This window comes from Acinetobacter sp. YH16031, from assembly GCF_013417335.1.
In the GTDB taxonomy this organism is placed as follows: Bacteria; Pseudomonadota; Gammaproteobacteria; order Pseudomonadales; family Moraxellaceae; genus Acinetobacter.
Genome location: NZ_VPED01000007.1, coordinates 76723 through 98218 on the forward strand (window position 1 = coordinate 76723; position 21496 = coordinate 98218).

The 21496-nt window shown below is 41.8% G+C and carries 22 protein-coding genes; 15 read left to right on the plus strand and 7 right to left on the minus strand.

Going from position 1 to position 21496, the window contains the following annotated elements; genetic code table 11:
* Positions 1-31 precede the first annotated feature (31 nt).
* From FTV31_RS05250 to gmk, 3 genes are all read right to left on the minus strand, one after another.
* Positions 32-2137 carry a bifunctional (p)ppGpp synthetase/guanosine-3',5'-bis(diphosphate) 3'-pyrophosphohydrolase gene (locus tag FTV31_RS05250; protein WP_180013450.1) on the minus strand — a complete coding sequence of 702 codons (2106 nt, stop codon included), beginning with the start codon at positions 2135-2137 and terminating at the stop codon, positions 32-34.
* A gap of 217 nt (positions 2138-2354) precedes the next feature.
* Positions 2355-2636, minus strand: a complete 282-nt coding sequence (gene rpoZ, locus FTV31_RS05255) for a DNA-directed RNA polymerase subunit omega (RefSeq protein ID WP_004650579.1) — start codon at positions 2634-2636, stop codon at positions 2355-2357.
* Between the two features lie 77 nt (positions 2637-2713).
* Positions 2714-3337, minus strand: coding sequence for a guanylate kinase (gene gmk / locus FTV31_RS05260; RefSeq protein WP_180013452.1), 624 nt, complete (start codon positions 3335-3337; stop codon positions 2714-2716).
* Between the two features lie 135 nt (positions 3338-3472).
* Here gmk and ispH point away from each other — a divergent pair, with 135 nt between their 5' ends.
* The 12 genes from ispH (at position 3473) to rplS (ending at position 14089) form a co-directional block, all read left to right on the plus strand.
* Complete coding sequence (gene ispH / locus FTV31_RS05265; protein WP_180013453.1) at positions 3473-4423, plus strand: 4-hydroxy-3-methylbut-2-enyl diphosphate reductase; 951 nt, start codon at positions 3473-3475, stop codon at positions 4421-4423.
* Positions 4424-4585: 162 nt separating this feature from the next.
* Positions 4586-5032, plus strand: coding sequence for a GspH/FimT family pseudopilin (locus tag FTV31_RS05270; RefSeq protein ID WP_180013455.1), 447 nt, complete (start codon positions 4586-4588; stop codon positions 5030-5032).
* Positions 5032-5538 (plus strand): type IV pilus modification protein PilV, encoded by a 507-nt coding sequence (pilV, locus tag FTV31_RS05275; RefSeq protein ID WP_373686976.1) that lies wholly within the window; start codon positions 5032-5034, stop codon positions 5536-5538. The genes FTV31_RS05270 and pilV overlap by 1 nt, the downstream gene beginning before the upstream one ends.
* A gap of 1 nt (position 5539) precedes the next feature.
* Complete coding sequence (locus tag FTV31_RS05280; protein WP_180013459.1) at positions 5540-6562, plus strand: PilW family protein; 1023 nt, start codon at positions 5540-5542, stop codon at positions 6560-6562.
* On the plus strand, positions 6559-7326 hold the full coding sequence (locus tag FTV31_RS05285) for a pilus assembly protein PilX (RefSeq protein WP_180013461.1): 768 nt from the start codon (positions 6559-6561) through the stop codon (positions 7324-7326). The genes FTV31_RS05280 and FTV31_RS05285 overlap by 4 nt, the downstream gene beginning before the upstream one ends.
* 15 nt (positions 7327-7341) lie before the next feature.
* Positions 7342-10881, plus strand: a complete 3540-nt coding sequence (locus tag FTV31_RS05290) for a PilC/PilY family type IV pilus protein (RefSeq protein ID WP_180013463.1) — start codon at positions 7342-7344, stop codon at positions 10879-10881.
* Between the two features lie 10 nt (positions 10882-10891).
* A complete protein-coding gene (locus FTV31_RS05295) occupies positions 10892-11338 on the plus strand; it encodes a type IV pilin protein (RefSeq protein WP_180013465.1) in 447 nt (148 codons plus the stop codon).
* Positions 11332-11790 carry a type IV pilin protein gene (locus FTV31_RS05300; protein ID WP_180013467.1) on the plus strand — a complete coding sequence of 153 codons (459 nt, stop codon included), beginning with the start codon at positions 11332-11334 and terminating at the stop codon, positions 11788-11790. The genes FTV31_RS05295 and FTV31_RS05300 overlap by 7 nt, the downstream gene beginning before the upstream one ends.
* A 142-nt stretch (positions 11791-11932) precedes the next feature.
* Positions 11933-12184, plus strand: a complete 252-nt coding sequence (gene rpsP / locus FTV31_RS05305; RefSeq protein WP_180013469.1) for a 30S ribosomal protein S16 — start codon at positions 11933-11935, stop codon at positions 12182-12184.
* Positions 12185-12205: 21 nt separating this feature from the next.
* Positions 12206-12754 carry a ribosome maturation factor RimM gene (gene rimM / locus FTV31_RS05310; protein WP_004787070.1) on the plus strand — a complete coding sequence of 183 codons (549 nt, stop codon included), beginning with the start codon at positions 12206-12208 and terminating at the stop codon, positions 12752-12754.
* A 42-nt stretch (positions 12755-12796) separates the two neighbouring features.
* Positions 12797-13546 carry a tRNA (guanosine(37)-N1)-methyltransferase TrmD gene (gene trmD, locus FTV31_RS05315; RefSeq protein ID WP_180013471.1) on the plus strand — a complete coding sequence of 250 codons (750 nt, stop codon included), beginning with the start codon at positions 12797-12799 and terminating at the stop codon, positions 13544-13546.
* Positions 13547-13717: 171 nt separating this feature from the next.
* Positions 13718-14089 carry a 50S ribosomal protein L19 gene (gene rplS / locus FTV31_RS05320; RefSeq protein WP_004787066.1) on the plus strand — a complete coding sequence of 124 codons (372 nt, stop codon included), beginning with the start codon at positions 13718-13720 and terminating at the stop codon, positions 14087-14089.
* A gap of 62 nt (positions 14090-14151) precedes the next feature.
* Here the strand turns inward: rplS and FTV31_RS05325 are convergent, their stop codons facing one another.
* From FTV31_RS05325 to FTV31_RS05335, 3 genes are all read right to left on the minus strand, one after another.
* On the minus strand, positions 14152-15132 hold the full coding sequence (locus tag FTV31_RS05325; RefSeq protein WP_180013510.1) for a triacylglycerol lipase: 981 nt from the start codon (positions 15130-15132) through the stop codon (positions 14152-14154).
* A gap of 169 nt (positions 15133-15301) precedes the next feature.
* Positions 15302-16312, minus strand: a complete 1011-nt coding sequence (locus FTV31_RS05330; protein WP_180013473.1) for a triacylglycerol lipase — start codon at positions 16310-16312, stop codon at positions 15302-15304.
* 508 nt (positions 16313-16820) lie between these two features.
* Positions 16821-17849 carry a lipase secretion chaperone gene (locus FTV31_RS05335; RefSeq protein ID WP_180013475.1) on the minus strand — a complete coding sequence of 343 codons (1029 nt, stop codon included), beginning with the start codon at positions 17847-17849 and terminating at the stop codon, positions 16821-16823.
* A 153-nt stretch (positions 17850-18002) separates the two neighbouring features.
* Between FTV31_RS05335 and truB the strand changes: the two genes are divergently transcribed.
* The 3 genes from truB to FTV31_RS05350 all read left to right on the plus strand — a co-directional run bounded on the left by truB (position 18003) and on the right by FTV31_RS05350 (position 20286).
* Positions 18003-18908, plus strand: a complete 906-nt coding sequence (truB, locus tag FTV31_RS05340; RefSeq protein ID WP_180013477.1) for a tRNA pseudouridine(55) synthase TruB — start codon at positions 18003-18005, stop codon at positions 18906-18908.
* Positions 18909-18923: 15 nt separating this feature from the next.
* A complete protein-coding gene (locus FTV31_RS05345; RefSeq protein ID WP_004787054.1) occupies positions 18924-19691 on the plus strand; it encodes a TSUP family transporter in 768 nt (255 codons plus the stop codon).
* Positions 19692-19818: 127 nt separating this feature from the next.
* The gene (locus FTV31_RS05350) at positions 19819-20286 is read left to right on the plus strand and encodes a hemerythrin domain-containing protein (protein ID WP_180013479.1); all 468 of its coding nucleotides are present in this window, start codon (positions 19819-19821) and stop codon (positions 20284-20286) included.
* Between the two features lie 62 nt (positions 20287-20348).
* Here FTV31_RS05350 and FTV31_RS05355 read toward each other — a convergent pair whose 3' ends face one another.
* On the minus strand, positions 20349-21233 hold the full coding sequence (locus FTV31_RS05355; protein ID WP_180013481.1) for a DMT family transporter: 885 nt from the start codon (positions 21231-21233) through the stop codon (positions 20349-20351).
* Positions 21234-21496: the final 263 nt, after the last annotated feature.

Consider the following 21496-nt stretch of genomic DNA (forward strand, 5'->3'; position numbering starts at 1 on the left):
CAACTGACAAAAGCATTATCGTTTTAAATGATTAACTGGCTTTAGAGGTTTCAGCAATATTGAGCGACTGTTCTAAGCGGGTAATGCGCGGAAAACCAAAATGCATGCGTAAATCACGAATAATCTTGGCAATCTGTTTACGGTTATGCACCACAATATTGACATAAGTTTTGCCATCATAATTACGTACCATCTCTACACCTGTATGGCCTTTACGACATTGATAAATCAGATCAGAAATCTGTTCATCGTCCATGGCTTGATCGATACAGAGATAGGCAGTAAAGCTGACATCATCCAGATCTTCAGTCGTCCATTGTAGAGGCATAATATTTTCAGGATGCATATGTTGTTCCTGCAATAAATTATGACAACGGGCACGATGTACAATCAGGCCACGACGAGTCAGATGACCTTGAATTGGATCACCAAGTACCGGGTTGCAGCAATGGGCGTATTTAACATCTACACCTTCTGTACCCTGAATAAGACGACCTGAACTATTCGCATTTTGATGCTGGTCATGTGCAAATAAATGGTTAGCAACCAGTTGTGGTAATAAGTCACCTACAGCAATCTGTTCAAATAGTTGCTCTTTAGTGGGAACATGACGCCATTCCAGTACATTTTTCCAGTCAACTTCGGTCAGATCACGAATAGAACATTGGAAAAGTTTTAAGGCGCGGTTGAGCGCCTGTTGACCCACAAGGCGCTGTTCATCAATATCCTGATCACGCAGGATATTCTGAATCGCACGACGGGCTTTTTGGGTATTAATAAAACTGAGCCAGTCCGGGTTTGGGGTTGCAAGAACATCGGTGATGACTTCAACCACCTGACCACTCAATAATGGCGTAGAAAGTGGTTTGGTTTCGCCATTAATTTTGGCGCCAATAGCATGGTTACCGAGGAACAGGCTGGCGGCATAGGCAAAATCAACAGCAGTCGCACCTTGCGGCAATTCATGCAGATGACCATGAGGGGTATAAACCCAAATTTTTTCCTGATGCAGATAATCCAGTAATTCGCTGAACGTAGTTTTGGCGCATTCACCATCAACCAGTACGTTCAGGTTTTGCATGGATGCCTGAATGGCAGAGCGACAGGCTTGAGGGGCATTTTCACCAAGTACGACGCCAAAGCGTGCGGCTTTACGCATCAGTTCAGTTTGAATAGTCAGTGACAGGGTAGTCTTTTCGCCTTTTAATCGCATCGTCAAAGACTGGTTGCCGCCGGGCAGAGGGCGACGGATATTATCTTGATAATTTTGAACCGTAAAACTTTCAGTCAAGATGTCTGCGAGACGGTCACAGTCGGCAATGCTCTGTAAAATAATTTCAAATGCGTGGCTATGCGTAAGTTCCTGTAGATCAATATCATTTTTTACAAAATGGCGTAACAGCTCGATATTGTTGTTTTTCTTTTTAACCCGGCCTTCAATCGCATATTGCTGTAGTAATTCGTTAAGTTTCTGTTCCCACTTGGCCTGATATTCGCAGCGTTTAGGCTTGGTTTCTAAAAGGGCAGCCTGAACATCGTTGTACATATCCAGATCTAGATTCTGATAACACAGATGTTCCAGATTATCAGCCATTTCATTCATGCCCACCAAGCGTGCCATTGGAACGAAAATTTCAAAGGTTTCACGGGCAATACGGGCACGTTTATCTGGGCGTAGCGCTTCCAGCGTAGTCATGTTGTGATAGCGATCTGCCAGTTTCACAATAATGACACGTGGATCCTGTAAAGTCGCTTGCAGAATTTTACGGAAAGAGGCTGCTTTATTATACTCTTTATCGCTGGAATGGCTGAGCTTAGTGACCCCATCAACCAGCTCTGCAACCGTGCTGCCAAATTTTTCAGTAATGTCATCTTTATTGAAGTCGGTATCTTCAATGACATCATGCAGCAGCGCTGCCATTAAAGTTTCAGTATCCAGACGCATATGGGCCAGAATACAGCTCACCGCGATAGGGTGCAGAATATAAGGTTCACCACTTTTACGGGTAATGCCATCATGGGCAATATCGGCATAATCACAGGCCGCAAGCACACGTTCGACATCGCTTTCACTTAAATACGCGTCGATGATGATTTTTAACTGTTGCTTAGCTTCACTGACCTGTGGGCCTGGCATAAAACACCTTTAAAACTGGATTTTTTAACAAATAAAACAGAGAAAGCTCGTATGAAATGTATAACATAAAGTGGGTCAGTTTTTTCATATCAACGAGTGAGAAATTTACACTGACTTTAGAGCTAACCCTTATGTTATAACCGTTCTGCGCAAAATATAAAAGTCACAGAACAAAAAAAGCCTAGTTTAAAACTAGGCTTTTTGGAATGGTTTATTCTTATTGGAAAGAAAAACCATCTAAATTTAGATTATTTGCAGAAAGAGCAAGGTCTAAACTAGAAGTTTGATAATCTTGATCACGTTGTTTCAAAATATCTTTTGATACATGACCTGCAGCGATTTCACGTAAAGCAACTACAGTCGGTTTGTCATTGTCCCATTCTACAGTTGGTTCAATGCCTTGACGTGCCAATTGACGCGCGCGTTTGCTTGCCACTAGTACAAGCTCAAAGCGGTTGTCTACATGGTCTAAACAATCTTCAACGGTTACGCGTGCCATAAGAATTCTCGTTTTGAATAGTAAATTTCAACAGACTGCACAGTATAAAATGCTTTGTCTGGAGACTCAAGTTTTAATCACTGTTCGCTTGGAGTAATTAGAGCCTGGATCAGTTTTTCATGGCGGGTCGCTTGCTGGGAAAGCACCAGTCGATTGGCAATAATCACAGACTCAAGATCATGTAATGCTTTATTAAAGTCATCATTGATAATGACATAATCAAAGTTGACATACTGCTGCATGTCTTCGACTGCACAGCTAAGACGGTGTTCAATCACTTCAACAGAGTCTGTACCACGGTTGGAAAGACGCTGACGCAAATCAAACTGGCTTGGCGGAAGAATAAAAATCTGTTTAGATTCAGGAAAAAGTCGACGAACTTGTTGCGCACCTTGCCAGTCGATTTCAAGTAATACATCATGACCTTTGGTAAGTTGTTCTTTTACAGTCGCTTGTGCTGTGCCGTAATAATTACCAAAGACTTCGGCATATTCAATAAAACCCCCTTCTTCGACCAGGTTTAAAAAGTCTTCTTTAGTCGAGAAATGATAATGTACGCCATCGAGTTCGCCAGGTCGTTGACCGCGTGTCGTATGAGAAACAGAAACATGAAGATTGTTGACGCGTTCAAGTAATGCTTTAACGAGGGATGTTTTGCCCGTTCCAGACGCTGCAGAAACGACAAACAAGAGACCCGACATGATATTTTTCCTGATATGATAAAATATCTTCTCTATTTTAGAGTAGACCGGCTTTAAACTAAATAGTTGTACGTCGATTGTTTTACATTTATTTCAATTGTAGCGCCATAAATTGAGTGAGTATTGAGGATTTCTATGGAAATTGTTTTAGCTAACCCGCGTGGTTTCTGTGCCGGTGTGGATCGTGCCATTGCGATCGTGAACCGTGCCCTAGAATGCTTTAATCCACCCATTTATGTGCGTCATGAAGTGGTGCATAACAAATTTGTCGTAGATGATTTACGTCAGCGCGGTGCGATCTTTGTCGATGAGCTAGATGAAGTTCCGGATGACAATATCGTGATTTTTAGTGCACATGGTGTGTCTAAAGCTGTGCAGCAGGAAGCTGAACGCCGTGGTTTAAAAGTCTTTGATGCGACCTGTCCATTGGTTACCAAGGTGCATATTGAAGTGACCAAATATGCCCGTGAGGGAGTAGAAGCGATTCTGATTGGTCATGAAGGCCATCCAGAAGTTGAAGGCACCATGGGGCAATATGATAAAAATAATGGCGGTGACATTTATCTGGTCGAAGATGAAGAAGATGTTACTGCTTTAGTGGTACATAATCCTGAAAAAGTCGCTTTTGTTACTCAAACAACTTTATCGATTGATGATACAGCGAAAGTCATTGATGCGCTTCGTAAAAAATTTCCGAATATTCAAGGTCCACGCAAAGATGATATTTGCTATGCAACACAAAATCGCCAGGATGCTGTACGTGATTTAGCTGCACGTTGTGATGTAGTGTTGGTTGTAGGATCACCGAATTCATCAAATTCAAACCGTTTGCGCGAACTGGCGGAACGTATGGGGAAGGCGGCCTATCTGGTTGATAATGCAGATGAGCTCAAGCAGGAATGGTTTACCAATATTTCTAAAATTGGGGTAACTGCAGGTGCTTCCGCCCCGGAAATTTTGATTAAGCAGGTGATTCAGCGTTTACAGGATTGGGGTGCACAGGCACCAAAAGAACTGGATGGGCGAGAAGAGAATATTACATTTAGTTTGCCAAAAGAGTTACGTATTCCTGTAACACAGGCGTAAATTGTTAACTATTTAACAATTTATTTTTCATTAAAAAATAAACAGATAGCTATAATATGACAGTTATCTGTTTTTTTATGCCTTTTATCTACTCTGTGTAGGTTTTGTAAAATTTATAGATATTATTTTTAATAGGGGAAAGTTTTGGAGCTGGGGAAGAGTGTGCAAAAGAATAAAGGTTTTACGTTAATTGAGCTTATGGTGACGATTGCGGTACTAGGGATTATTGCAACGATCGCTGCGCCTTCTTTTGGAGATATGGTAGCAAAACAAAACTTAAAAAGAAGTACAAATGAGTTGCTTGGGGTTTTAAATCAGGCGCGTTCAAAAGCGGTATTAGAGCGTCGTAATGTGAAAATAGAATTACAATCAGCGGAAACAATCTCTTTGATTGCAAATACAGAAACTCTTATGCAGTGGATGCCTTATGGTTCGACCACCTTGCTTGTGGGAAGTGATACAGAGATCACCTATGGATTTAATGGGGGGGTTGTTGGTGCGACAACAGATACTACATTTACCTTATGTGATGATGTGAGTGGAACTGCTCAAACCATTAATGTGTCAAAAATGGGTACAGTTCAACAAGTTGTGAAGGGAACATGCTGATGAATAAAATGAGTACTCAGGATGGGGTCGGATTAATGGAAGTGTTAATTGCCTTACTGATTTTAGCCATCGGGGTTATGGGATTTATTGCTTTGCAATATAGGGCAATTGAAGCAACTGTTGAAAGTGGTTCTCGAATCCAAGCAATTAATTTAGGGCGTGATTTAGCTGAAAGAATGAGAGTCAATCGTGGCGCAGAAAATGTATATGAGTATCAGTTAAATACTGCAGGTAAGCAGCTTGATGCAAAAAACTGTTTTACTGCAACAGATTGTTCTAGTACTGACTTTGCAGACTTTGATGTATCACAAATTGCTAAAAAAGCTCACTCTGTCGGAATGACCGTTAATTATTTACCATGTCAAGGAAATAATGATGGCCGTCGATGTATCTATGTGGCATGGGGAGATACTGCTGCCACACATGGAACTGAAGGCGAAGGAAATTGTACTTCAAGCACCGTTTATGATCCTGCTTCAACCTGTTTAATTATGGAGGTCTACTGATATGAATAAACAAGTAGGCTTTACCTTGATTGAATTAATGATTGCATTAGCACTTGGTTTAGTAATTAGTGCAGCAGCTTTGATGCTTTTTTTAACCGCATCAAGAAGTCAAGCATTACAACAAGGGCAGGCAAGTTTACAGGATGATGCAAATTTTGGTTTAAATACAATTATTCAAGATATTCGATTAGGTAATTTGAATACTGTGCAATCGAGTGTCAATGATCTTAGTACTTATGGCGGCATCGTATTTAGGTCAAGTGCAAATGCAGTAACTGTAACAGGAACAGATAGAGCTAATCTGCCTATTACACTTATTGGGAATACTGTGGCACAGAATTTATTATCTAGAAGTCATGGCCAGACAGCAGGAAGTGCTCCTCAGTGGTCTGGTATTTCAAATGTAAATACTTTTTCTAGTGACCAATTAACAATTCAGTACTTACCCCAATATATTAAAGACGATAAGGGCACCCCCGCGACTACCGATGATGTTTGGTATGGCGGGTTTGATTGTGAAGGTAATAGTCTGGAGTTTACCCTGGCACAAGGGAGGCAGGTGGTAGTTCAACGTTACTTCTTGAGAGTAGATAGTAATAAAAGCAGCAATGAGCCAAATCTGCCTTTAGCACTTGCATGTGATGCCGGGTATTATCCTTTGAATGGTAATCCAGCATCCATTACGGGATTTGGTGATGCTGGAGAAATTATATTAAAACGTGTCGATCACTTTAGAGTGTTGTATGGAATTCAAAACGGGGCAAATTTTCGCTATGTAGATGCTGCTACGTATTTGGCGTTGCCAACACCAAGACCTCGCATTTTATTAGTTCAATTAGGTATTCTTGGACGCTCTAATCAGTCGGTGGGGAATGACAGCGCATTCTCAGACGACCAAGTTTTTCAAGTATTAGACCAAGCTGTAAAAATTAAAACACCTGCAGCGAACTCTCCTAAATACGCTCGTCAAGTGGTAACACAAACAGTTGCTTTGAGAAATACATTTGGGGAAAGAGGGCAATGATTAAGAAACAACGTGGTGCAACACTTATTGTGGTTCTCCTTATATTGCTAGCTGTTATTGTTTTGGGAACGCTCGCAGTAAGACAAGGTCTGGTTTCTCTAGGAATTGCAACGAATAGTCAGGCACAGCAATTATTATTGCAGAACTCTGACTCTGCATTTTTCAATATTGAAAGGGAAGAGAATATTATTCAGGCACTCAGTGGTAGTGGGATGTTTGGTTATATTAGCGGTGCGGATGACAGAGATAAAGAACTTGTATTTTGCTATAGAGGTGCTGAACCAAGTTTCTTTGATATTAATCGTGCAAGTATCATTTATTGGAAAGCTGGAACGACTGCACCAACAAATAATGAAGAGGGTACAGATGGTTACTGTGATTCCAGTAAAGGAAGTACTACTAATTTTTTCACTAGCGGGCGAAAAGTGGTGATGACACAAGTAGCGGTTAAGTTCTCCAGTATTTCTGAAAATGACCCATTTTTTGGTGCACAATTTGGTACAGATGATGAAGCTGTTAAATTTGAACGCAGTAAGGCAGTAAAAGTATTCGCGGTTTCAATTATGCCTAACCTTACGTCTGCAACAAGTACAGCAATCAATACCTGTTTTAAGAATCATATGAGTGAAGTGACAATTCCTGTGGGAACGCCGGTAAGTTTAACAGCAACAAGTAGAAAAACAGTCACAGAATGTTTGAGTGATCTCAATGTTCCGTTTACTTCTCATGTGACTGAATATGTCATTGTTCAAGACTTTGTATAGATTTGGGGTAATGAAATGAAACAATTAAAAAATAATTTTCTAAGTTCATGCCGTTATAAAGTGCTTGCTGCAAGTGTTGCTGCATTTTCAACGGTATTGGTTACGACTAGTGTAACTCAAGCAAGTGATATTGAAATTTATCAGGATGCAAAGTCTGGCGATATCACGCTTATGTTTATGCTTGACGTGTCAGGAAGTATGACTGGTAACAGTTCATATGATGGTACAGGTCAGACTCGAATAGCACGTTTAAAAACAGCAATGGATGATCTTTTAAACGGAAATGCTTCTAAAGGTATTACTAAATTAGCAGATGATAAAATTATTGGTTTATCAACACTAGGTTCACCGACTAATTCAGAGTCGGGAGCAGTGTTGGTGCCTGCAAGACGTTTAAATACAACGATAGTTGTACAAGAGTGCACGAGCTCATGGTGGAGTACTCAATGTAAGAATGTAAATAAAACCCAGCGTGAAATATTGTGGGAAAGAATTAATGGATTATCTGCTAACTCTAATACGCCTACTGGTCAGTCATATGCAACTACTATTTCCTATTTAATGGGAACCTCGACCAAAGATATTACTAATGGGGGGTGGAATGAATCTGATACGCTGACTAAAAGTGGTAATAAGTATATTTCGCCACCTTCTTTGACTCAGACGGACGAAATTAAGAAGTGTAGCGGTCAAGGAATTTATGTATTAACGGATGGGGAGCCAAATAAAGGAACTGATACAAACTTATCAAAAGCGGCTATTGGTAAAACGACATTTCCAAATTGTACAGGTACATCACCTGGATGGGATTGTATTAAAAAGCTTAGTGCAGCGTTACTTGATCCAGAAAAAAACGCTAAAGGTCTAAAATTTAAGACAGCAGTGGTCGGTTTTGGATCAGCCTTTAATAATATTCCATCATATGACAAGACAAAAACGCAAGCCCAGAATTTGGCATCTTTAGGGAATGTAAATACAAATGTGAAACATGCTGCTGAGTGGGGGATTTTAGGAGAAGGTGGTTGGTACTCTGGTAATAGCTCACAAGATATTGTAGATAGTGTTAATGATTTTATCAGTAATTTATCTAGGGATATTCCTTCTGTTACAACCGGTTCTCCAACTGTACCGCGTGATGAGCTGAATCCTGCTGAATTGCAAGATGATGCTTACTATCAGACCTTCCAACCGACTCCAAATACCAACTACCAACTTTGGCTTGGAAATTTGAAAAAATTTAAAGTTGACGGAAATGGCATCTTGAAAGGTCAGGGGGGATCTCGGGTCTTTAATACTAATGGCAGTTTAGTTGAGCCTACCTATGATGCGAATGGAAATATTACATCGGCAGTTTATGATTATTGGGCGAAAGATATAGATGCCGCTGTTGCAAATAGTGATGAACTAACTGTAGGCAGTCGTAAATTTGCTGCACGCGGTGGTGCTTGGTCACAGTTACTACTTGGTGCGAAAGCAGATAAAACAGCTCAGCGAAAATTATTGACTAATCGTACTGCTAACGGTACAGGAACAAGCGCTACTTTCAGTGGAGGTGGAACTTTACGTCAAGTTCAATTGACTGATTTAACAGATATAACTTATAAAAATGATGTCAATAGAGCTTATTTAGTTTCTTTATTAGGTTATAACTTAGATGTAGCCAATCCTCCAACGAATATCGACAATTTACTTACACAGCAACCATTGCGTCAAATGGGTGCTGTCATGCATTCCTATCCAATATTAGTTACTAATAAAGGTAAGTTGAGCTATAACACATCTACTAAGACTATGGAGTCTACAGGACGCGAAGATTATATTTTGTTTGGTACAACACAAGGTTTACTTCATGTAGTAGATGCGAAAACAGGCGCAGAAAAATTTGCCTTTGTTCCTAATGAAATGGTCGAAAATCAAAAAAATGCATTTAGAGAATCTACGGTTACAACCGGTGGAATGCAAAATCTGTATTATGGAGTTGATGGATCATGGGCACTTGATACACGTTATGTAGTAGATACTTCGGGTAATTTAACCGTTGGCAATGGGCGAACTGTAAGTCAAAAAGGTTGGCAGACTGCATATGGCGGCTTACGTATGGGTGGGCGTAGTTATTATGCCTTGGATTTAAGCAATATAAATAGTCCAACGCTTAAATTCCATATTGATCCCGCTAGCCAAAAAGTATATAGCGGATCATCAAGCAAGACATTCACTCAATTGCAATACATGGGACAGAGTTGGTCAAAGCCTTCAATTGCATGGGTGAATTGGGGCGGTACTCGTAAACGTGTGATGTTTGTCGGTGGTGGTTACGATGCAGGCGGTGATGATGGGGATGCACGCACTAATGGCGTTAAAGGTACCTATGCTGGTTATGAAAACCATAATTATGCTCAGACTAATAAAAAAGGTGCAGGTGTTTATATGTTTGATGCAGACAATGGTGATTTATTATGGTGGGCAAGTGCCAATGCATCAAGCACTTCGGCGGCAACAACAGAATCAGGTGTAATTGCAACTAAACATAATGATTTGAAATATAGTGTCACGAGTCAAATTCGTACAGTAGACCGAGATGGAGATGAACTCGTAGACCATCTTTACTTTGGTGATTTGGGCGGGCAAGTATTTAGAATTGATTTAGATAATAAACAAACTAAGATTGGGGCTGTGCCGAAAACCCCGGTTCGGTTATTAAATTTAAATGCAGCAGAGAAAAGTCCACGTTTTTATGATATGCCAAGTTTCTCACTCTATAATGCAAGTGGTGAAACATTTGCATTGATTTCAATTGGTAGTGGTAACCGCAGTCAGCCATTACAAGATTTTTCCGCTGGTGATAGTGCTTATGACTATGACGCTATTTATAATATTTATGATAAAGATGTAGCACGACGAGATCTATTTAATAGAACAACAGCACTTAATACTGAAAACGTAGTGAAAGCAGATTTAGGAGAAATTACGGACACGAATCGCTTTTCAAATACTACTTTAATTGCACCTTATTCAGGTAAGGGATGGTTCTATCGTTTCCAAAATTGTACAGCTGGGGTAAATGGGGAACTAACAAATTGTAGTAGCTATAAAAAACAAAGTGAGAAAGTATTTGGTACGCCGTTGGCGATGAACTATAAATTATATGTCTCTACTTTTGATGCAAGTAAACCTGGTATTTCAGGTGATTGCGGCGCTGGTGTGAAAGGTGAGAGCATGATTACAGCTTTCTGTCTACCATATGGTCAGTGTGCTTCGGAGCTATCTGATGCACGTGATGTAATTGGGGTGGGTATTCATACCGTGACAGTAGGTGGTCAAAAGGATGATCCGGATCCAGATCCAGATTGTGAAGGCGATAGTTGTCCACCTGAAAATTGTAGTGATGAAGCATGTCCACCTGAAGCAGAAGGAGACTCTAGTGCGAAAAACTACTGTATCCAAACGAGTGGTCGTATTGCACTAACCGTAACTGGTGGCTTTGGCGGTGGTGAGGCAACAGAAATGTGTCTGATTCCTCAACGTTGGTATGAAAAACTAGCGCGTAAAAGCTGATAGGTGATTTATGAATTTAAATATCTCACCGGTAAGAGGTTTTACCTTAATTGAACTCATGGTTGTGGTTGTAATTGTGGCTATATTTGCTGCAATTGCAATTCCATCTTATCAAACTATAGTGAGGCGTGGGCAAGCTGCTCAGGCACAAGATCAATTGCAGCAAATAGCAATGGCCTTAGATAAGCATAAATCCCGTAATTTTAGCTATGAGGGAGCTAGTATTCCTTCAGATCTAAGGGTATTACCTAAAGGAGCAACTGGGGCATCAGTTAAATATAATTTTGTTTTAGTTCCTAATGTAACGGGACAGACATGGGTTGTAACGGCTGAAAGCAAAGATACAAGAAACTTTAGTTTCTTAATGTCAAGTACAGGTTTACGCTGTAAAAATAAGGCTTGGGCTAATATTAATACTACGACCATGACGTGTGGCGCGGGGCATGAAGAATGGTAAATAAAATTAAAGGATTTACACTCATTGAGTTGATGATTGTAGTGGCAATTATTGGTATTCTCGCAGCAATTGCTTATCCTTCATATCAGGAGTATGTTCGAAAAACAAAAAGAACAGAGGCGCAAGCAGAAATGTTGGAGCTTGCTCAAAGGATGCAACGTTATAAGATTGCAAATTTTTCTTATATGAAAGATGTTGGAGGAATACTCACCGCTATTACATTGGCAGATGTTCAACACTCAGGAAATATTCCATCACAAGGTGAGACTTTGTATACAGTAGCTCTAACCAATGTGGGTTTAAGTACATGGACGCTTGTGGCAACGCCTAAGTCAGGTACTGTTGTTGCAAATAACGGGGTCATTTGCTTGAATCAAAGAAATCAGAAATTTTGGGCTAAAGGCGCTTCTGCTTGTATTTTGAGTGAAACCTCTACTTGGGACGGACGCTAACCAAATTCAAAATTGTGGATAACTAACTTTTGATCTTTCATTCAGGGCAAACTTCGCGTAAAATATTGCCCTCTATGAAAGGGGTTTGAAGTGTTCCGGTGGTCGGTACATGAATAATCCGTAAAAACTATAAGGTTCTATCATGGTTGTTATTCGTCTTGCACGCGGTGGTGCTAAAAAACGTCCGTTCTATCAAATCATTGTGACTGATAGCCGTAATGCACGTGACGGTCGTTTCATCGAACGTATCGGTTTCTTCAACCCTACAGCTCAAGGTAAAGCAGAAAAACTTCGTTTAGATGCTGACCGTTTTGCTCACTGGGTTTCTCAAGGTGCTCAACCTTCTGAACGTGTTGCTTCTCTAGCTGCTCAAGCTAAGAAAGCTGCAGCTTAATTTTAAGGTAGCAGGTAGCCCATGACACCAACACAGAATGTTCCCGAAGATCGTATTCAGATTGGACAGTTACGTTCAGCATATGGATTAAATGGGTGGCTCTGGGTCTATTCCAATACAGAACCTATGAGCAACATATTTGACTACCTTCCTTGGTACATTGAGACCAAAGCAGGATGGCAAATTGTCGATGTAAAACGTTGGAAACCACATGGCAAGGGCCTGGTTGTTTCGCTAAAAGGTGTGAGTGATCGTACCGCAGCAGACGGTCTGGTTGGTGCTAATGTCTGGATCTCTAAATCGCAACTGCCTCAACCAGGCGTGGATGAGTATTACTGGTCTGATTTGAAAGGTCTAACTGTATTAGGTCTGGATGAAGAAGAACAGGAAGTGAATCTCGGTCAAATCCATGAAATGTTTGAAACAGGTGCCAATGACGTAATGGTAGTTCGCGCTACTGCTGACAGCGTCGATGGCGAAGAGCGAATGATTCCATGGCATAAAGATGTGGTACAGCGGGTTGATCTCGAAGCTGGTCGTATCTACGTAAATTGGGGCGTAGATTATTAATCCTTAACAGGATTAACGCAGCAGGAAAATGAGGAGTCTGCGGTGTTCTTTGCAGTCATTACGCTTTTTCCTGAAATGTTTGAAGCGATTACAGCCTACGGTATTAGCGGGCGCGCAGCAAAACGTGATTTGATGCAAATTCATTGTATTAATCCACGCGAATTTGCTGATGGGAACTACAAACGGGTGGATGAACGTCCATTTGGTGGTGGTCCCGGTATGGTGATGATGGCTGAACCATTAGCGAAAGCAATTCACCGTGCCAAAGAGCTTGCAGTGCAAGCGGGTGCAGTTAACGTTCCTGTGGTGTATATGTCACCGCAAGGAAAAACCTTAAATGAACCTGCGGTACAGGACTTCGTTAAATATGACGGACTGATTGTACTGTGTGGACGTTATGAAGGTGTCGATGAACGTTTGATCCAGAAATATGTTGATCAGGAATGGTCGATTGGAGATTACGTATTATCGGGTGGCGAGCTCCCTGCGATGGTTTTATTAGACAGTATTATCCGGAGACTTCCGGGTGCAATGTCAGATGAACAATCACATGTGCAAGACTCATTTGTGGATGGTCTTCTAGATTGCCCACAATATACCAAGCCAGACCATTTTGAAGGTATGGATGTGCCAGACATCTTGAAATCGGGACATCATGCCAATATTGAGAAATGGCGGTTTTTGCAGCGATATCAGCGCACTTTGGAACGCCGACCTGAGTTGGTAGAAAAAGTTGAACTGACCAAGCAGCAAAAGAAATGGCTAAAAGATTTAAAAAGTGGCAACAACTAAGCTTGTTGTCCAAATCTGTATTTAAGCAATGTTGTTTAAATATTTAAAATAGGCTCTTTATGCATTGAAGCGGTCAAGCATAAAGGGAAAGTCAATCGGGTCTATGCGATTCAGCCTCTATACCCAGCGATGATCAGACCTCTTCTGACTCGCACATATTGGAGATACCCCATGAGCGGTAAGCATCCTTTAGTACAAGCTGTTGAAAATGCTCAGCTTAAACAAGACATCCCAGCTTTTGCACCAGGTGACACAGTAGTTGTCCAAGTAAAAGTAAAAGAAGGCGACCGTGAACGTCTACAAGCGTTCGAAGGCGTTGTCATTGCTAAGAAAAACCGTGGTCTGAACTCTGCGTTCACAGTACGTAAAATTTCTAGCGGTGTTGGCGTTGAGCGTGTATTCCAAACTCACTCTCCAATCGTTGCTAAAATCGAAGTGAAACGTCGTGGTGACGTTCGTCGTGCTAAACTTTACTACCTACGCGAATTGTCTGGTAAAGCTGCACGTATTCGTGAAAAATTGCCAGCTCGTAAACAAGGTTAATTTTAGCCTTGCTTATCTGCAAAAAAATGCGCCTTTGGGCGCATTTTTTTTATGTTTAAATTTTATAAACCTTGTAGTTTTAAACGATTAGCATGTTGACGATAAACATCTACAGGGTCTGGAGCGAATATACTCTTTAATCCGAGGACCTGGTTCACTTCATCCAGATGGTTCCAGTTGTAGTTGTCCCGAATCGTCTTACCAAACTTAGCACTACAACGAGCCACTAAACCGTCATTTTCTTTACCACCATCAATTAAGAGGCTCGTGACTTTGAGTGCAGAGTCAAGATCCAGAAGATTGGTGACTGTTCCTACGCCAGTAAAGGAATAGTTATAGATCTCTTTATTACCATATTTCCATTTATATTCACCTTCACCACAGGCGGTGGTGGGCATACCAATTGGATATCTCTGGTTAAATTTCGCAGAACCTGATGCTGTTAAACTGCTGCCACCCGCAAGTGAATCATGCGGATAAGAGTTTGGGTCCAGGCCTTGAGCCCAGGTAATAGCTTTAGAAACCAGATTTATCGTACTGACCAGTGGCGCTTCAATAGCAGTCCCTTCAGCTTTTAGAATCAGGTCTGCAACCGGCGAACCTTTATGCGGTGCACCTACTGTGGTCAACGAAGCTACCAGTGTAGGTTCTGAACCAGCTACATAACGAATCGTTGGGCCACCATGTGAATGTCCGATCAGGTTGACTTTATCTGCCCCTGTAATTGCGGCAATTTCCTTGACCTGCTCCAAAAGTTGTTCACCGCGAATTTCAGATGAGTTAAAAGGGGAGACCCGTGTTGCCCAGACATTCGCACCATTACGGGCCAGATCAGGTAAAATCTGATACCAGTAATCCAGTCCAAACTGGTCAGTGCCAACCCGGATGAAACCCGCCATACCATGTGAAAATACAATCGGATATTTGGTTTTGGCATATTGTGAACTGGCTTTCGACGTCACCTGACTGGCCTGAGTGGAAGCATGAGCCGTGAAACAGGTCGCTGCCATGAGCAGACCTGCCGTTAATACTCCATATTTCATCATTATTTCCTCATTCTTGTTGTTGTGTTAAGGCGATCCTCGCCATAATGTGGGGAATAGCCAGCTGAAAAGCCGACCCATTAAGCGTTTTGAGTTTTTTATCTCCTTAGTTTTTTAAAGTGAAAATAACGAAAAGCCCTTATATCCGTAGATATAAGGGCGATGAAAATTATAGATTCTGAAGTTTTAAACGATTGGCATGTTGACGGTACATCGCCACCGGATCTGGAGCAAACAAGCCTTTAAGACCAAACATCATATTGGCCAGATCGGTATGGTTCAGTTTGTACTGGTCATTAATCACCTTACCAATAAATGCACTACAACGGGCAACCATGCCATCATTGTCTTTATTGCCATAAGATAAAGGGCCAAGCTGCATCAGGATGGTATCGATATCCAGTGCATTGGTCGCTTGAGCCACACCGGTCCAAGAATAATAATAGATACCGTTGCGGTCTTTGGGTTTCAGGTTTTTATTACAGTTTTCTGTTGAGGCTAAGACACCATCCTGCACCATCTGTTTGGCCACGTTGGCATTAAAAGAGCTGGAGCCAGTTTGGGTCAGGGATTTCATGGAGGCATCGAAATCAATTTCCAGTTCAGGTTTGAACTGTCCCAGTGCGATCAGTGGCCCAATAATATAATCACCGAGAACATTAAAAGCAGTGCGGGTGAGGGTATTGTTCTGAATATCATCGGCTACTTTAGAGCCATGATAGGTACCTGCGACCCCCGTAATGGATGCAATCTGCTGCGGTCGAGTTGCTGCTACATAAAGTACTGTCGGACCACCATGTGAGTGACCGATGAGATTAACTTTTTCCTTCCCTGTAATTGCCAGCACTTCATCGACCTGATGAATGAGCTGTTCACCACGGTGAGTCGTGGTATTGGCAGGCGACAATTGGGCGGCAAACACGGTCGAGCCATTACGAGCCATATCCGGCAGAATCTGATACCAGTAATCTAAACCAATGGTATCGGTACCTATGCGTTGCCAACCTAGCCAGCCATGCACCATCAGAATAGGATATTTGGTTTTGGCATAGTCTGATTTGGCTTTTTCAGTGACCTGAACTGCACTTGCTGCTGCCTGGGTTTGTGTTGAAAAGCCAAAACCGAGGCCTGCTGCCAAGGAAAGTGCCAGCATCTGTGTTGTTTTAATAAAAGTACGCATAACCGTTCCTTTGTTCATTTTATTGTTATAAAAAGCAATCATTGCTCGGGAGTATTGATGCGCGATAAATATTGAAGTTGGATGTCTCGATCGTGCAGACCTAATCTTCAATCACGTGCAAAAATTATTATTTTGAAGCAGAAGCATTTTTTCATGCTGATGAGCCAATTCCATGTCATTTTGGGCCATGCCCGGTGAGCATTTATGAGTTCATAAATTTGCAATTTATATACGTATGTATTTTATTGTTAACTCTTTGAAATCTAAGATTGATAAATTTTTGGACTGAAATAGTTGGAAACAAATAACAATGTTAAAAAAAGTAATCAGCCCAATAAATTCAAGGCTTTCAAAGGGAAATGACTCTGTCAAACTCTCAAAATAGATGGTCAGTGTTATTATTTTTTATAGAAAAGATGAGGTAAAAAGAAAGAGCGTAGCAGGAGATATTCGACGCCGTGGCAGTATTGTGTAGCTACGGCGTCAATGAAAAATTTTAGCTAAAAAATTAATTGGCAAAGGGTAGGGTCCCACCCTGATCATGTACCTGTTCAAATGTTCCTACACGAAGCCGTTCTTCAGGGCGCTGGAAATGTTTCTGACGCAACTGATCAACTGCCTGCTGTTTGGCATTTTCACTCAGGCCACTTTTTAGGATGTTATCGCGCTCGCCTAAGTAACGAGTCACGTTCGATTTCCAAGTCGCACGTTCATCATCGAGTTTTTCCAGACGTTGGGTCGCTTCAGGACCGACCAGATTCAAGCGCATCTGACGGATTTCTTCCGCAGAACCACCTCGGGCTTTAATATCAGCCGTAAGTTTACGCAGATCTTCCAGTTTATTCAGTTGCTCCAGATTTTCTTGCCAGTCCTGCGGTAACTGCGCAAACAGCTCTTTTAGTTTCTGGGCTTTTTCTGCTTCACTCAATTTTCTATCCGCCATGACTGCCATACGGTCTAAGGTATATTCATGATAGGTATCTTCAGTGCCAAACAGTCCTTCAATTTCATAATCAGAGAAAAAGCGCTTACGCAGATTCTGGGTACTGGCATAGATACTGCGGTAGTAAGCTGGATCTTCCTGATCCAGACCTGCAGGTGGAGTCAATTCTCCCAAACCTTGACGATACTGGATATAACGCTCCCAGAGATCCAGAACTTGTGAAAGTGCAGGATCCTGATAATTTTGCTGAATATAAGTTTTAAAATCTCGCTGGATTTGTTCGAGGGTTTTTTCCCCATATTGGGTAATAAAATATTCGAAACAGTTACGGGTCTGCTCATTAACGATCAGACGGTTACTGGCATCCATCTGCATCTGGCAATTAATTTCCGTATCCTGCTGGCTTGGACTCGGGAATATATTATTTACGGGGCCATTGGCCAGTGCTGCTGCCTGTTGAGCGCTGCTTTCATTGGTGGATTGCGGGCCTGAGACACGTGCCTGTGCTTCATCCCTAGGAGCAAGCCATAGAATCAGAGTAATCAAGCACAAGATGATGAGCGCAATCACGATCCATAGTTTATATTTCTGCATATCCTATGCACCTTTATTTTAATTATCGGATTATTTTAAATTTTGCATTCGGCAGGATAGGAGATATTGCACCTTATATGCTGTAGAAAAGTTGTAAATAATTGGCAGGGGTTTTACCATTGCGCCAATTTATAAAATGTCTGACTTTTTGCCATGAAATCTTCATCTCCTAAAATTCAGCGTCGTCATATCAGCGGTGTATTTCTATTAAATAAGCCTCTAGGCATCAGCTCGAATGCTGCATTGCAAAAAGTACGCTGGTTATATCGTGCGCAAAAAGCTGGACATACTGGTGCTTTAGATCCCTTGGCCTCCGGTCTTTTACCGATCTGTCTAGGTGAAGCGACCAAGTTTTCGCATTATCTGCTGGATTCAACCAAGCGTTACCAGACCACAGTTTTTCTGGGACATAGCACCACTACAGGTGATGTCGAAGGGGAAGTTCTGCTGGAAAAACCAGTCCCTGAACTGAATGAAGAGTTGATTCAGGAGACAATTGCCAAGTTTGTTGGTGAGATCCAGCAAGTGCCACCGATGTATTCAGCCCTGAAAAAAGAAGGCCGTCCGCTGTACGAGCTGGCGCGTAAGGGCATTGAGATCGAACGTGAAGCACGTCCAATTACCATTTATGCAATTGAGCTTTTATCTTTTACTGAAAATAGCATTACGCTGGATGTGACCTGTTCCAAAGGCACTTATATCCGGGTACTCGGCGAAGATATTGCCAAAGCTCTCGGTACCTATGGTCATCTGACGTATCTGCACCGGATTCAAACTGGTCATTTTGACCTTATCCCCAGCTATACCATTGAATATCTGGAAAGCTTGACTGAGGCAGAACGTGAAGCACTATTACTGCCAGCTTATGCACCGGTGCAGCATTTCCCGCAGATTCAGGCACCGGAAGGCCGTGCAGAATATTTTAGCCGGGGTATGGAAAGTAATATCGACCATCCGGCAGAGCCACAGGTGCTGGTTTTTGATGGCGAGAAATGTTTAGGCCTGGCTGAAATCACGGATAAAAAACGTCTGGTACCTAAACGTGTTCTTAATCTCTAGGCGCGTTGAATAACAATGGACATCGAGATTATCCTCAGTCTGGTGCTTTTTGCCTTTATGGCCGGAGCGATTGACGCTGCCGTCGGTGGGGGTGGTCTGATCCAGATCCCGGCGATTATGAGCAGTCTGCCGCAGCTGCAACCTGCCACAGTATTTGGCACTAACAAGCTGGCCTCTATTTTTGGTACAGGCTCGGCAGCCTTTTCCTATCTTAGACAGGTTAAACTGCCATGGGTTTTACTTGGTGTAATTGCGCTGTGCAGTTTTATTAGCTCATTTATTGGAGCAGCCAGTGTCACCTTGATTCCGGTGGATATTCTCAAGCCTTTTGTGCTGATCATGCTGATCGTGATTGCGATTTATACCTTCATGAAAAAGCAATTCGGACGGGTACATGTCGAGCAAAAGCTGAATAAAAAGATGCTGATACTGGCAGCATTAGGTAGCCTGGCTATCGGTTTCTATGACGGAATTTTTGGCCCAGGCACGGGCAGTTTCTTTATCTTTTTCTTTATCCGTTATCTGAGCGTGGATTTCTTGCATGCCTCAGCTTTATCGAAAATTGCCAATTTCACTACCAATCTCGCGGCACTCAGCTTCTTTATTCCTACAGGTCATGTGCTGTTTCTAGTCGGTGCCATGATGGCGGCTGCCAATATTTGCGGTTCGCTATTAGGAGTTAAACTGGCCTTTAAATATGGCAGCGGTTTTATCCGGATTCTGTTTCTGATCCTGGTCAGTTTGCTGATTTGCCGTATGGCTTATCAGATGTTTTTAGCCTAAAAATAGATGTAAACTATTCTCAATATTAAAGTTTTTTATACAAATTCGCCTTATAAATATTCCTGACCATTTGCCGGTTTCACTCTATGCTGGAGCAAAGGCATGACAAAAACAGGAGAAAAATTACATGACCACCATTTTTGAAGCACTCAGGGAAAGCCATGAAATCCAACGTGATCTGGCAGAAAAATTACTGCAAACTTCGGGGGATTCGCCAGAACGTCGTGAGTTGTTCAAGCAGCTGAAGAATGAACTGTTTGCGCATGAAACGGCAGAAGACCGTTACTTTTATATTCCCTTGATGATGACAGATCCCGGCTTGAACATTACCCGTCATGCTTTGGCAGAACATCATGAAATGGATGAAATGATTGAGGAACTGACTGAAACTGAATTTAGTAGCCCAAGCTGGATTGCAATTGCCAAGAAACTGTCAGATAAGGTACATCATCATTTGAAAGAAGAAGAGCATGCTTTCTTCCAGCAGGCCGGAAAAATTCTGGGAGATGAACAAAAACAGGCTTTAGCGGATCAGTACAAAACTGAATATCAGAGTTATAAAGAAATGAAAAAAGACATGCTGGTTAAAAGCTAATATTTAAATTCAAATTTTCATGACAAAAAAAGATGGCCAGAGTGCCATCTTTTTTTATTTATTCAGCTTTTTATTTTCCGGGTTTTATATTGCTGTCGTGCTTCCCGCATGGTCACGCCAACTGAAGCCAGCATAATACAAACCAGTGCGACGGTTTGAAGTAGCGTAATTTTTTCACCCAGCAAAATAAAACCTACCAGTGCCGCCAGAGCTGGAGACAGACTGGAAAGCGTACCATAACTGGTTTTATTCAAGTGCTGAAGCGCTTTTAAATCCAGCGCATAAGGAATGGCTGTTGCCAGCACTGCAATAGTAATGGCCTTGCCCCAATATTGAGTATCAATCAAAGCAGGGGCATTGTTATACAGTCCGATTGGCAACAAACACAGGGCTGAAATACTGATGGCAATCGTCAGTGCATGCATCCCGATATTTTGCTGTACTACGCGTTGCCCAAAATAGATATACAGCGCCCAGCAGAGGCCAGCCCCTAGGGCGCAGGCTGCACCAAACAGGTCAAAGTTACTGCTATTGGCTTCCCCCCAAGGCACCATCAACACGATACCTAAAATTGCCAATAGCACCCAGACATAGTCCTTACGGTCCTGAATCGAAATTAAGGCCAGTCCTAGCGGGCCAATAAATTCCAATCCGACTGCAATGCCTTGAGGAAGTTTCCCGAGCGACATATAGAACAGAATATTCATCACGCCTAGAGAAGCACTATAGCAGAGCAGATCCCGCCATTTCAGGAATTGTAAACGTCGAATAACTTTCCAGGAACGGAACATGACACAGACAATAATAGCGGCAAAACAGAGTCTTAAAATAGTGACAGTGATCGGGTCAAGCACCAGGAAAAGTTGCTTGGCGAAGGATGCACTGATCTGGTATGAAGTCATGGAAAGAACCATGTACAACACAGCAAGAAGTTGGACGTTTGGCATGGGAGAAACTACTTATACCAGAAGGGTATAATCGAGATACAGAAGAAAGCGGAAGTATACCAAACTGGTTAATTTTTGATGAGTAGGGCAGACGAATATTTTGTGAATGCAAAACAGATTTTGGATCAGTGAATTTGAATTTTTGATTTCGTCCCCCACCGAAAAAATTAAATTCAACGTTAATTGTTGATGAGATTGTGGTTACAAATTAATCAATTTTTAATTTGATCTTAATTTTATATTTATTAAAATGGCTTAGACCT